Annotated in this window: 9 protein-coding genes and 1 tRNA gene; 5 read left to right on the forward strand and 5 right to left on the reverse strand. The window is 64.7% G+C overall.

The features are described 5' to 3' along the window. Positions 1 to 64 precede the first annotated feature (64 nt). From JEQ47_RS08640 to JEQ47_RS08655, 4 genes are all read left to right on the forward strand, one after another. The gene (locus JEQ47_RS08640; protein ID WP_328768596.1) at positions 65 to 1,189 is read left to right on the forward strand and encodes an Mrp/NBP35 family ATP-binding protein; all 1,125 of its coding nucleotides are present in this window, start codon (positions 65 to 67) and stop codon (positions 1,187 to 1,189) included. Between the two features lie 403 nt (positions 1,190 to 1,592). Next, positions 1,593 to 2,906 carry a GH1 family beta-glucosidase gene (locus JEQ47_RS08645; RefSeq protein WP_198876014.1) on the forward strand — a complete coding sequence of 438 codons (1,314 nt, stop codon included), beginning with the start codon at positions 1,593 to 1,595 and terminating at the stop codon, positions 2,904 to 2,906. A gap of 43 nt (positions 2,907 to 2,949) precedes the next feature. Further along, positions 2,950 to 3,531: a UPF0149 family protein gene (locus JEQ47_RS08650; protein WP_198876015.1), complete on the forward strand. Its 582-nt coding sequence runs from the start codon at positions 2,950 to 2,952 to the stop codon at positions 3,529 to 3,531. Positions 3,532 to 3,636: 105 nt separating this feature from the next. After that, positions 3,637 to 4,608 carry a Bug family tripartite tricarboxylate transporter substrate binding protein gene (locus JEQ47_RS08655; protein ID WP_198876016.1) on the forward strand — a complete coding sequence of 324 codons (972 nt, stop codon included), beginning with the start codon at positions 3,637 to 3,639 and terminating at the stop codon, positions 4,606 to 4,608. Positions 4,609 to 4,610: 2 nt separating this feature from the next. On the opposite strand, the gene JEQ47_RS08660 is transcribed toward JEQ47_RS08655, so the two are convergent. The 5 genes from JEQ47_RS08660 to JEQ47_RS08680 all read right to left on the reverse strand — a co-directional run bounded on the left by JEQ47_RS08660 (position 4,611) and on the right by JEQ47_RS08680 (position 12,320). After that, positions 4,611 to 6,173: a dipeptide ABC transporter ATP-binding protein gene (locus tag JEQ47_RS08660; RefSeq protein WP_198876017.1), complete on the reverse strand. Its 1,563-nt coding sequence runs from the start codon at positions 6,171 to 6,173 to the stop codon at positions 4,611 to 4,613. Next, a complete protein-coding gene (locus JEQ47_RS08665; RefSeq protein ID WP_198876018.1) occupies positions 6,160 to 7,008 on the reverse strand; it encodes an ABC transporter permease in 849 nt (282 codons plus the stop codon). Before JEQ47_RS08665 ends, JEQ47_RS08660 begins: the two co-directional genes overlap by 14 nt. After that, positions 7,005 to 7,955, reverse strand: coding sequence for an ABC transporter permease (locus tag JEQ47_RS08670; RefSeq protein WP_198876019.1), 951 nt, complete (start codon positions 7,953 to 7,955; stop codon positions 7,005 to 7,007). Before JEQ47_RS08670 ends, JEQ47_RS08665 begins: the two co-directional genes overlap by 4 nt. A gap of 159 nt (positions 7,956 to 8,114) precedes the next feature. Next, positions 8,115 to 9,593: an ABC transporter substrate-binding protein gene (locus tag JEQ47_RS08675; protein ID WP_198876824.1), complete on the reverse strand. Its 1,479-nt coding sequence runs from the start codon at positions 9,591 to 9,593 to the stop codon at positions 8,115 to 8,117. A gap of 72 nt (positions 9,594 to 9,665) precedes the next feature. Continuing rightward, on the reverse strand, positions 9,666 to 12,320 hold the full coding sequence (locus JEQ47_RS08680; protein WP_198876020.1) for a sensor histidine kinase: 2,655 nt from the start codon (positions 12,318 to 12,320) through the stop codon (positions 9,666 to 9,668). Between the two features lie 320 nt (positions 12,321 to 12,640). Here JEQ47_RS08680 and JEQ47_RS08685 point away from each other — a divergent pair. Further along, positions 12,641 to 12,717 (forward strand) — tRNA-His (locus JEQ47_RS08685). The last annotated feature ends 15 nt before the right edge of the window (positions 12,718 to 12,732 follow it).

A 12,732-nucleotide genomic window follows, 5' to 3' on the forward strand; every position in this document is an offset into this window, starting at 1 on the left:
GCGATGTCACCCCGGTGCAGGCCGGGGTCCATCCTGAGATGCGTGCGTGGGAATGGATCTCAGAATGGATGCCGGCCTGCGCCGGCATGACACCGGATTTGTGGCGCTCTCGGCGCTCAACCAAGCCATCATGGCCGATACCGATCTCGCAGCCCAGATAAAGGCCGCCCTTGCCGATGTGGAAATTCCCGGCGGCGGCGATCTTGCGACGTATGGCGGCCTGTCGGAAATCATCGTCACGCCTGGCGCCATCGCCTTCGCGATAGCTGTAGCGCCTGGCATGGAAGCTGCCTTTGGGCCGGCCCGCGACGCGGCGCATAAGGCCGCCCAGGCTCTGGGCGGCAGCCGCAAGACCATGGTCTCGCTGACGGCGGAAAAATCGAATAGTCCAAAATTCGGCCATGGCGGCGTCCAGCCCCAGGGCAAGACGCGCGTCAATGGCGTCAGGAGAATCATTGCCGTGGGCTCGGGCAAGGGCGGCGTCGGCAAGTCCACCACCGCCGTCAATATCGCCCTGTCTCTGGCGGTAGAGGGCCTGAAAGTCGGGATTCTTGACGCCGATCTCTACGGCCCGTCGGTCCCCAAACTGCTCGGCATCGAGGGCAGGCCGGCCATCCGCGACGACGGCATTTTCACGCCCCACGAGGCCTTCGGTTTGAAGGCCATGTCGATCGGCTCCATGCTGGTGCCCGGGCAGGCCGTGGTCTGGCGCGGTCCCATGGCCACGTCGGGCCTCCGCCAACTGCTGCGTGAGACCGATTGGGGCGGGCTCGACGTCCTCATCATCGACCTGCCGCCGGGCACCGGTGACATCCATATCGCGCTCTTCCAGCAGACCGTGGTCGACGGCGTGGTCATCGTCTCGACTCCGCAGGACCTGGCGCTGATCGACGCGCAGAAGGCCATCGACATGCTGCGCCGCATGTCTGTGCCGGTGCTGGGCCTCGTCGAAAACATGAGTTACTTCATCGCCCCCGATACCGGCCACCGCTATGACATCTTTGGCACCGGCGGCGCCGAGAAGGCCGCCGAACGGCTCGACATTCCCTTCCTCGGTCCCATCCCGCTGGTCATGTCCATCCGCGAAGGGTCTGATGCTGGCACACCGCCGGTTTCCTCTCAACCCGATGGCCCGGAAGCTGCCGCCTATCGGATGATCGCCCGCCGGTTGATCTCGGCAATTCCCTGACTTCCCTGCACGCCAAAGCCACTTATCCCCGCCCCATCACCTTGCCCATACTCTCCCTCATCAGCCGGGTGGAGATGGGGTTGCAACGATCAACCGTCCGGCGACAGTCGGGAGCACCCTGAATCGTTACGGGGTGTGGGTCCGGGGTTGGGAAATTCCGGTGAGAGCCGTCCCTAGTGAACCCCCCTGCCAGAAATCCCGACGCCCCGAGACGTCTTGCGTCTCACTAAATTTAAACTCAGAGGTGAAAGGCGTCTCGGGGCTTCCATCACTTGGCTTAAGGGAGTCCGCCAATTTGACGCACGTACGCCATTTAAATCGATTGCTGAAATCGATTGCATAACATTTCCCGCCTTGTTATCCGGCTTGTCCGTTTCGGCGTCAGGCCGGGCTTGGAGGGGAAATGTTCTCGTTTGACCGCCGGGATTTCGGTCCCGACTTTACCTTTGGCGTCGCCACGGCCGCCTACCAGATCGAAGGCGGCCAGGGTGATGGCCGCGGCTCGTGCATCTGGGACACGTTCTCGGCCACGCCGGGCAATGTCCACAATGGCGATACGGGCATCAATGCCTGCAATCACTATGAGCTCTGGCCGCAGGACCTGGATCTCATTCGCGATGGCGGCTTCGACGCCTATCGCTTTTCCTTCGCCTGGCCGCGCCTCATTCCTGATGGTACCGGCCCCGTCAACCAGGCCGGCGTCGACTTCTACGATCGCCTGATCGACGGCATGCTCGAGCGCGGCATCAAGCCATATGCCACGCTTTATCATTGGGATCTGCCATCCACCCTGCAGGATCGCGGCGGCTGGATGAACCGCGACATCGCCAACTGGTTTGCCGACTATGCAGCCCTTGTCGCCAACAAGTTCGGCGACCGGCTGGAAGCCACGGCCACAATCAACGAACCCTGGTGCGTCGCCTTCCTGAGCCACTTCCTCGGCGTCCACGCGCCCGGTTATCGCGACCTTCGCGCCGCCGCCCGCGCCATGCACCATGTGCTGTTCGCCCATGGCACGGCCATCGATGCTCTGCGTGCCAACGGCGCAAAGAATCTCGGCATCGTGCTCAACCTCGAAAAGTCCGAACCGGCGACCGACAGCGAAGCCGACCGGCAAGCCTGCGATTTCGGCGACGCGCTGTTCAACCGCTGGTATCTGGGTGGCGTCTTCAAGGGCGAATACCCCGAAATCCTGACCAAGTGGCTCGAACCCTACCTGCCGGCCAACTACCAGGCCGATATGGAGGTGGTGTCCCGCCCACTCGATTGGCTCGGCATCAACTACTACACCCGCGGCCTCTACAAGGCGTCGAGCGAGCCCGGCCGGCCTGTCGAACAGGTCAAGGGCGACCTTGAGCGCACCGATATCGGTTGGGAAATCTACCCCAAGGGTCTCAGCGACCTCCTGGTGCGTGTGTCCAACGAATATACCAAGAAGCCGATCTACGTGACCGAGAACGGCATGGCCGAGGTCGAAGGCAACGACGATCCGCGCCGCGTGAAATATTACGAAGATCACCTCATGGCCGTGCTCGCCGCCAAGGCCGCGGGCGCCGATGTGCGGGGCTATTTCGCGTGGTCGCTGCTCGACAATTACGAATGGGCCGAAGGTTACAACAAGCGCTTTGGTCTCGTGCATGTCGACTACGAGACGCAGAAGCGCACGCCCAAGGCCAGCTTCCGCGCGTTCCAGGGCATGTTGCACAACAGCCGCTGATCGGGTGTAAGGTCGGGCTTTGCCACACGCGAGCCCGACCGCCATGTCCTCAGATTTCAGCGAACTCCCCGAATCCCTGCTGCGCCTCGACGACGTGTTGGCCGAGGCCGGCGACGAGGCCATGCTGCTGACCGAGCTCGATGGCTTTCTTTGCGCCATCGCCGTCAGCCCGACGCCGGTCGCCAAGGACGAATATTGGCCCTTCGACTGGGCCGCCGACGAGCGCGGCGTCCTCCGGCCAGGCTTCGACGAGCTCGAGGCGCTGGTCGATGCGCGGCTGGCCGATATTGAGCGCGAACTGGCCGCGGGCGAATATGGTCCCCTCTATGAAGTCGACGACGATACCGACGAAATCGTCTGGCAGGCCTGGATATCGGGCTTCCAGGAGGCCATGTTGCTTCGCTTCGATGCCTGGGACGAACTGCTGCGCGACACCGGCGACGATCCGCGGGGCGAGGCGGCAATGGGTCTTGCTACCGGCCTCATGCTGGCGGACCCCGCCAATCACCCCGATGACACTGCCAGCGATGAGGACTGGGCCCAGTATGATGAGGCCATGGAGGCCATGCCGGAGATCCTGGCCCAGGTCGCCGTGCTGCTCTACCGGTTGCACCGGCAAGAGTGACTGTCAGGGCGGTTGTCCCATCTCTCCACCACCTGTAGCGTCTTGCCGGGGCCGGCACGAACCGGCCCTGGCGCCCAAGCGCACCATTTGGAGGAGAACATTGTCATGAAGCTTGCTTTCGCATTGCCTGTCTTCGCCGCCCTGTTGTCTGTGTCGGCACCGGTTGTCGCGCAATCCGATTTTCCCACCAAGCCCATCAATCTCGTCGTGCCCTTCGCCGCTGGTGGGTCCACCGACCTCGTTGGCCGTATCGTGGCCGAGGCCATGTCCAAGGAGCTGGGGCAGAACGTTCTCGTGGTCAACCAGGCCGGCGCTGGTGGCGTCGTCGGCGCCACCGCAGTCGCCGATGCGGCGCCTGATGGCTACACCATCCTCATGGGTACCATCGCGACGCATGCGCTGAGTGCCTCGCTCTATGCCTCCCCTCCTTTTGATCCCTCCGCCGATTTCGAGCCGATCTCCCTCCTCGTCACCGTGCCCAACGTGCTGCTGGTCAATCCCGAATTCCCCGCCAACAGCGTCGAGGAACTGATTGCCAAGCTCAAGGCCGAGCCGGAGCAGCACGCCTATGCCTCTTCGGGCAATGGCACGCCGCTGCATCTGTCCGGTGAACTCTTCAAATCGATGACTGAGACCGACATGGTCCACGTGCCGTATCAGGGCTCCGGGCCGGCGCTGGTCGATGCTCTGTCCGGCGCCGTTCCGATCATCTTCGACAATCTGCCTTCGGCCAGCGAACACATGAAGGCCGGCACTTTGAAGCCCCTGGCGGTCACCACGCTCGAGCGCAGCGCCAGCTTCCCCGACGTGCCCACCATGGATGAGGCCGGCGTCCCCGGCTATGAGACCAATACCTGGAACGCGCTGTTCGCCCCGGCCGGCACGCCGCCGGAGGTCATCGCCAAGCTCAATGAGGCAGCCGTTGCTGCCGTCAGCGATCCGGCGGTGCAGCAGCGCCTGGCCGAAGCCGGTGCGGTTGTCGTCGGCTCAACCCCGGAAGAGCTGGCCGACCATGTGACCACCGAAGTCGAGCGTTGGGCTCCGGTGATCGAAGCCGCCGGCGTGGCGATCCAGTAAGCTCAAGCGACATCCGGCAGGCGCGCCAGCATTAGCGCCTGCGTCAATGAGTGCTGCGGTCGGGCGAACAATTCGTCCGGCCGTCCTTCTTCGACGATCCGTCCTGCCTCCATCACCAGCACCCGGTCGGCCATGGCGGCGACCATGTCGAGGTCGTGACTGATGATGAGGTAGCTGAGCCCATGCTCGGCCCTGAGCCGCGCCAAGAGGTTGAGCACGTCACCGCGCAGCGACACGTCAAGCGCTGAAACCGGCTCATCAAGCACCACGACGCGGGGCCGCGTCACCAGCGCCCGCGCGATGGCGAGCCGCTGCCGTTGTCCGCCGGAAAACTCGTGCGGGTAGCGGGTGAGCATGGAAGCGTCGAGCCCCACCGCCTCGACCGCCTCCCTGAGGCGCGCGTCACGCTCTTCCCTGCTCATCACGCCCAACAGATGAAGGGGTTCGGCGAGCGAGGTGCCAACGCTCATCCGCGGATCGAAGCTGCTGAACGGATCCTGGAACACCAGCGACATGGCAGCGCGCGAGCCGGGCGGCAAGTCGCGCCCCCGATAAGGCACACCATCGAGCAGCATCCGCCCCTCGCTGGCGCTGTCGAGGCCGACGATCATCCGCGCCAGCGTGGTCTTGCCACACCCCGATGGTCCGACCAGCGCCACGCATTCACCCGCGCCGATGGTCAAATCGACCCTGTCCACGGCGCGCAGCGGGGGATCGCGCCATGGCCACAGCCCGCCCTGGGCATAGACGCGGCTGACGCCCATCACGGCCAGCAGGTCCTGCTCCTCCACGCTCGCCACCGGGGCAGGGCGACGGTCCATGCGGCTCGCGGCCAGCAGCTTTTGTGTGTAGGCCGCCTGCGGGCTTTTCAACACGTCGGCAACCGCACCCTGTTCGACCATGCGCCCGGCCTGCATCACGCCCACGCGCGAACAGAGTGTCGCGACGGCCCGGATGTCGTGGCTGATGAACAACAGCGTCATCTGCCGGCGCTTGCAGATCTCGGCAATGAGGTCGAGCACCACGCGCTGGGTGATGACATCGAGTGCCGAAGTCGGTTCGTCGGCGATCATCAGCTCCGGCCGGCTGGCCAGCGCCATCGCGATCATGGCGCGCTGCCGTTGCCCGCCCGAGAGCTGATGCGGGTAGCGCCCGACATGGCTGGGCGACAGGCCGACCTCGTCGAGCAGGTCCGGCACCACCAGGTTCGCCACATCGGGGACCTCCGAAAGCACGATGGCCTCTTCGATCTGCTCGCCGATGGTCATCAGCGGATTGAGCGCCGTCATCGGCTCCTGGAAGACCATGCCGATGCGCTTGCCCCGCAGTCGGGCCAGAACCCGCTCGTCCTCGGGTAGCGGGGCGCCATCGAAACGAACTGCGCCCGCTACGGTGGAGCTGTCCGGCAATAGTCCGGCAATGGCCAACGCCGTCAGCGACTTGCCCGATCCGCTCTCTCCAATAATGCCGTAGCGGTCGCCACGGTCTATGCGCAGTGTCAGCCCGGCCACCGCCGGTCGGCCGGAAAAGGCAATCGTGAGGTCGTCGATCTCAACCAGCGCCATGGGCCAGTCCTTGATGTCTCAATCGCGGGTCCATGGCATCGCGGAGGCCGTCGCCGGCAAGGTTGAGCGCAATGACGATGAAGACGATGGTGAGCCCCGGCACGACGCTGAGCCAGGGATGGATCAGGAACAGGCTCTGCGCGTCGCGCAGCATCAGCCCGAGGCTGGTGGCGGGCGGCTGCGTACCGAGGCCGATGTAGCTGAGGCCGGCTTCCGCCAGGATGCCTAGCGAAAGCTGGATCGTCCCCTGAACGATGAGGAGGCTCATGATATTGGGCAACAGATGCCGCCAGGCGATTGAGACATTGCCGTGTCCGGCCAGGCGCGCGGCCGCGACATAGTCCTGCGTCGCCACCGCCAGCGCGCCCCCGCGCGCCACGCGGGCAAAGACCGGCACATTGAATACGCCTATGGCAATGATGGCATTGGTTTCGCCCGGTCCTGCCAGTGCCGTGATGAGGATCGCCACGATCACTGCGGGGAAGGCGAAGGTGAGATCCGAGATTCTGAGCACCAGCCATTCCACAGCGCCGCCCCAGGCGCCCGCGGCGAGCCCCATGGGCACGCCGACCGCCACGCCGATGAGGACGCCGAGCGCGGCGACGACGAAACTCGTCAGCGTGCCGCTCATGATCAGGGAGAGCATGTCGCGCCCCAGGTGATCGGTGCCCAGCCAGTGCGCGGGCGAGGGACCCTGGAAACGCTGGGCGATCGCCACCTGCTCGATCGGATAGGGCGTCCACCAGATCGATACGACGCCCAGAAGCGCAAAGGCCAGTGTCGCCACAAGGCCAATGAGCAGGCTCGGATTGTGCCGCAGCGCCTGCCAGTTCATGCGCCGCGTCCCCGGAGGCGGGGATCGACCAGGGCGTAGCAGAGGTCGACGATCAGCATGGTCACCGTGGTCGCCAGCACCAGCACAATGGTCGCGCCGCCGACAAGCACGAGGTCGCGCTCTGAAATCGCGGTGAAGATCAACCGCCCGAGCCCCGGCAGGTAGAAGACATTTTCGACGATGATGGTGCCGGCGATGAGATAGGCGAATTGCAGGCCCAGTATGGTGAGGATCGGCAGCATGGCGTTGCGCACGCCGTGGCGCCAAACGGCCTCCGCCTTGGTCAGTCCTTTGGCCCGCGCCGTGCGGATGAAATCCTGTTCGGTGACGTCGACAAGGGCGGTGCGCATCACCCGGGCGAGGATCGAGGCCTGCGGCAAAGCCAAGGCCAGCCCCGGCAGAATAAGGCTTCTCAGAGCCGCGACGGGGTCCTCGTGCCAGGGCACGAAACCACCCGTGGGCAGCCAGTGGAGCGTGACCGAAAACAGCAGCGTCAGCAGCATGCCGAACCAGAAATTGGGAATGGCGACGCCGATTTGTACCAATATCATCAAGGCTGTATCGGTCGCCTTGCCGCGCCGCATGGCGGCCAGAATGCCGACCGGCAGGCCGACGGCGACCGACACGATCATGGCGAAAATCGAGAGCGGCAGCGTCACCGCCATGCGCTCGGCGATGAGCTGCGCGACCGGCAATCCTTGCGTGTGGGAAAGACCGAAATCGCCCCGGACCATGTCCAGGACCCACTGGATGAATCGTTGATGAACGGGCGCGTCGAGACCCATCTGGGCGCGCAACGCCGCCACCGCCTCGGGGGTCGCATTGATGCCCAGGATGAACCGCGCCGGGTCTCCAGGCAGCAGGTCGAGCAGGAAGAAGATGACCAAAGCCGCCACGAACATCGTGACCACGAACCCGGCAAAGCGGCGGAGGAGGTAGAGGGTCATGGGGCAAGGGACCCCCACCCTTGATCCCTCCCCACAAGGGGGAGGGAGACGATGAACACTAGAGCCTCGGTCCTGCGCCTCCCTCCCCTCGATGGGGAGGGATTGAGGGTGGGGTGAGGCAAGAGGCGCTGCACTATTGGGCCGTGGTGAGCAGGAGCCTCACTCCACCCAGTGGATGTCGCGCAGCACCACGCCTTCGACTGGAGCGTTCTGCCACATGCCGTCGAGCTTGCCGTTCCAGACGCCGGTCTGGGCCAGCTCGAAGAGATAGCCGTTGACCGCGTCCTGGGTGATGATGGTCTGGATCTGCTGGGCCAGCGCCAGGCGCTCGGCCTCGTCGGTCGTGGCGTTGAGCTGATCATTGAGCGACTGCACTTCGGCATTGTCATAGCCAAAGTAGTAGTCGGGGTTGGCATAGATGCCAATATCGAACGGCTCGACATGGCTGATGATGGTGAGGTCGAAGTCCTTGTTGGCAAAGACGTCTTCCAGCCACTGCGCCCATTCCATGTTGATGAGTTCGAGCTCGATGCCTGCCTCGGCGAACTGGCTGGCGATGATCTGGCCGGAAAGGCGGGCATAGGCCACCGGCGGCAGCTTCAGCGTGGCCGAGAAGCCATCGGGATAGCCAGCTTCGGCGAGCAGTGCCTTGGCCTTCTCGACGTCGTGCGGGTAAGTCGAGGTGAGGTCGAGGTAATAGGGATGATGCGGCGCGAAATGCGTGCCGATCGGAACGCCATAGCCATAGGTCGCGCCATCGATGACCTCCTGCCGATCGAGCGCATGGGCCATGGCCTGGCGCACCAGAAGATTGTCGAATGGGGCCTTGGCATTGTTGGTCGAAAGAATGGTCTCGCCTTCGGTCGACCCCACCAGCACCTTGAACTGCGGATTGCCCTCGAACACCGCCAGCGCCTCGGGCGCGAAATTGTTGGTGCCGTCGACATCGCCGGCGAGGAGCGCATTGGTCATGGTGGCGGTATCGCCGATGAAGAGGTAAGTCGCCTTGGTGAGCGCCGGCTTGTCGCCCCAATAGGGGCCGAACTGTTCGAGCACGACACGGCTGCCGCGATCCCATTGCACAAAGGCGAAGGGGCCCGTGCCGATGGGTTCGGCGCCATTGTTGTCGGCGCTTTCCGGTGCCACGATCACCGCATCGCCGCGGCCGAGGTTGAAGAGGAACAGCCCATCGGGCCGTGACAGGGTGAATTCCACCGTCGTCGGATCGACAACCGTCACATCGGAGATAGGCTCGTAAAGCGCCTTCTGGGCATTGACGCTGCCTTCGGCGAGAAGTCGGTCGAAGGTGAATTTCACGTCCTCGGCATCAAAGCTGGTGCCGTCATGGAAAGTGACGCCCTCGTGGAGGGTGAACGTATAAGTGAGGCCATCCTGGGAAATGGTCCAGCTTTCGGCAAGGCCGGGCTGCACTGCGCCGGTCTGATCGATGCGCACGAGGCCCTCGAAAATATTCTGGTAGACCACCACGTCGATGGCTTCCGCCGCGCCTGCCGTCGGATCGAGCGCCGGCGGTTCGAGCGCCACGCCGATGCGGATTTCGGTCGGCTGCGCCAACGCCGAGGCCGTGGCCAGCATCAGGCCGGCGAGGGCAAGGGTGAGGGACTTGCGGGGATGCATCATGATTCCTCCAGCGGAGCACCGATATGTCACGATCTTATATAGAGAATTTCGCTGCAAGTGCAGCAGCGATCAGTCGGCTTCCTGCGCGCTCGAGCGCTCATCGACGAGGTCGGCAGGAATGCGCAGCGTGAACAGCAGGCCTTCCGCCCCGGCCGGATCGACTGCCAGCGACACCGCGTTGACGGCCAGCAGCGAGCGGGTCAACGCGAGGCCGACGCTGGATCGAACCGGCGCCAGCATACGCCCGTCGCTGCCGACGCCATCGCGGAACACCACGAAGCGCTCGGCCATATCAACGGCATGAGCCGAACTGTCGCGGACCTGGATGGCGATGGAGCCATCGTCATGGCGCTGTGCCGAAATCACCACAGCTCCGCCCACCGGGGTCTGGTCGATGGCGCTGGCCAAGAGGTTCAGCACCGCCTGTGCCAGCGAGGCCCGGTCGGCCGTGACCCGCGGCAGCCGTTCGGAAATGGCATTGCGGACGATGACCCGGGCGGCATTGGCCTGGAGACGGATGCGCAGCACGCATTGTTCGAGCAGGTCGGTCAGGTCAAGACTCGCGCGCTGCGGCAGGTAGCGGCCATCGCGCAGACGCGCATAATCGTCCAGTTCGTCGACCAGGGCGGCGATTTCTTGACCCGCCTGGGCGATATCGTCGGCATAGGCGGCGTAGCGCTCGTTGTCGAGCGCGCCGAAGGCCTTCGAGCGGATGATGTCGGAAAAGCCGATGACCGTGTTGAGTGGCCGGCGGACGCCACGACTGATCCGTCCGAGGAGAGCTGGGTCAACTTCCGGCCCGCTGATCCGGGCAGGCGCCGTCTGGCGTGCATTGACGAGGCCGAAATAGCCCGAGACCACGCCGGCCTGCCCGAGGGCGAAGAGTTGCAGGTCAGCCTTGCCGTCAGCGGCGCGCAGCGTGAGGCAGGGGCGGGCGGTTTCGGCGAAGCGCGCTGGCCGCTCGAGGAAAGCGCGCAGGGCGACGCCATCATCCTCGCCTACGAGCGAGGCCAGCGACCGTCCGACAATGGACTTGCCGCCGCCGATCAGCGTCAGGGCCGGGGCATTGGCCGCGCTGACCATGCCATTACGGCTGGCTTCGAGGAAACCATCGCCGCGAATGTCGGCAAAGGTCTGGGCAAAGGCCTTGACCGCGTCCTCGTGCCCGGTACGCACCTCGGTGGTGCTGGCCGAAAGCATGAGGGCCGGGCGGCCATGCCAGGAAATGGATTGGAGGCGCGCCGTCACCGGAACCAGGGTGCCATCGCGCTGCACCAGGTGATTGACCGGACCTGCGTCCTGTCCGTCTTCGCCCATGATCGGGAAAATCGCGGCAAGGCCCGCCTGCCGCAGGCTTTCCACCGATTCATAGCCGACCATTTCGGTAATGGCCCGATTGGCGAACAAAACCTGCTGGTCGCGGAACACCATGATGCCGAGCGGCAAGCGGTTGAGCACCAGCGTCTCACCGCCCAGATTGATCAGTGCGCCCGATGGCGCCCCTGATGGCACCGGCACCTGGTCGGTTCCGCCCGCAGTCTGGGCGGATGGTCGCCGGTCGCCGACGCGATCGTTGAGAATGCGCGACAGCTCGTCGAAATTGTAACGTGAGACGCGCTCGACCGCTTCGGCATCTGGAGAGCTGTCGGGTGGGGTCGGCTCGTCAATTGTCGCCGCCGGCTCACTTGGTTCCTCGCGATGCTCGCGGAAGCCGCGCCCGGTGACCTTGTAGAAGGCACCGACCATCGCTTCGGTCTGCTGATCGGGGTCGGTTGCGGGGACATCGGGGGCGGGAGGCGGCAGGTCGTCGGCCTCGTTGAGCGGCGCGAACAGGGCCTCGTCCGCAGCCAGCCGGTCCACCAGCGTGCTGAGGCGGCGCGACGCGGATTCGATTTCCTCGTCCGTGCTCTCGGCCGGTAGCAAGGCATCGGCGGCTTCCGTTGAGGTCGGGCCAGACTCTATGATTGGCTCGTCGGCGGGCGGTTCGGCCGTATCCGGGGCACCCACGGGCGCATCGCCGAGCGCTTCCACCCAGGCGGATGGATGATCGCTATCGGTGGTGGGGACATGCGGCTCGGCCGGCGCATAGGCCGTCTCGGCATCGACGTCGCGCCAAATATTGAGCTCGGCGGCATAGGCGCCATCGTCGGCGATCGCGTCCACCGCGACGCCGTCCAGCTCGCTGTCGCTTTCGTCTGCAGCCTCGGGTGGTGCATCAGCGAGGTGGGTGCCATCCGGCAGGAGGCTGGCGTTCAGAGCATCAGGGGATTGCTCTTCGGGCTGCTCCAAGGCGCGCTGTGCGTCGTCGGGCGGGGCATCGGTGAGCAGGGCATCGTCAGCGCCACGTGCGGCATCGAGCACATCCGGGGCGATTGCATCCACGCCGACGATCAGCAGCACGGCTTCCCCATCCGCACGCAGGAGCGGCGTCGTGGCGCAGGTGGCAGAGACCGGCTTTTCGCCGGCCAGGAACTGGATGCGCGCCAGGCTGGTGCGGCCGGTCGAGCCGAGGCGAATGGTGCGGGAAACCTGGCCCTTGATGGGAACGGCAGGCTCGGCCAGCTTCAGTCCATGCTTCTTGAGCTTGGCGCCAAACAGCGCGGCGGCCGCATTGGACCAGATCAGCGTCTGCCCGTCCTGCGACCACAGCCATGCCGGGCGTGAATCGTCCTCATGCTGCTGCACGCGGCGCGCATCCGGCAAAATGTTCCAGCGGTCATCCATGGACTGCCTTTGTCTCGTCGTGACTGCGTTTGCCTGTGCCATTTCGGCACAAGCGTCCGAAGTTCCTTAAGTGTTCTTCAATATAGTGCGGCGTCGGGCGAATCCAGCCCGGCCACCGCCCGGACCGGCAGCTTTGCGCCTGATGGTTAAACGCGCTTTCCTAAAGATTGGTCACGCGCCCGCCTGAAATTGTCCGGTGGCCGGGACCAAAACCGGCTCTGTCCACAGCCAAAAATCGGTGCTTGTCATATCGAGCATCTCGACCTATGTTCCGCCCGCTTTCGGAAGCCGGCCCAGCGCCGCGCCCGAATGCGGTTCCTGCCGCCTTAGCTCAGTTGGTTAGAGCGCTAGATTGTGGATCTAGAGGTCCTCCGTTCAATCCGGAGAGGCGGTACCACCCACCCATCCCCAG

Origin of the sequence: Devosia sediminis, assembly GCF_016411825.1 — a bacterium.
Classification (GTDB): domain Bacteria; phylum Pseudomonadota; class Alphaproteobacteria; order Rhizobiales; family Devosiaceae; genus Devosia; species Devosia sediminis.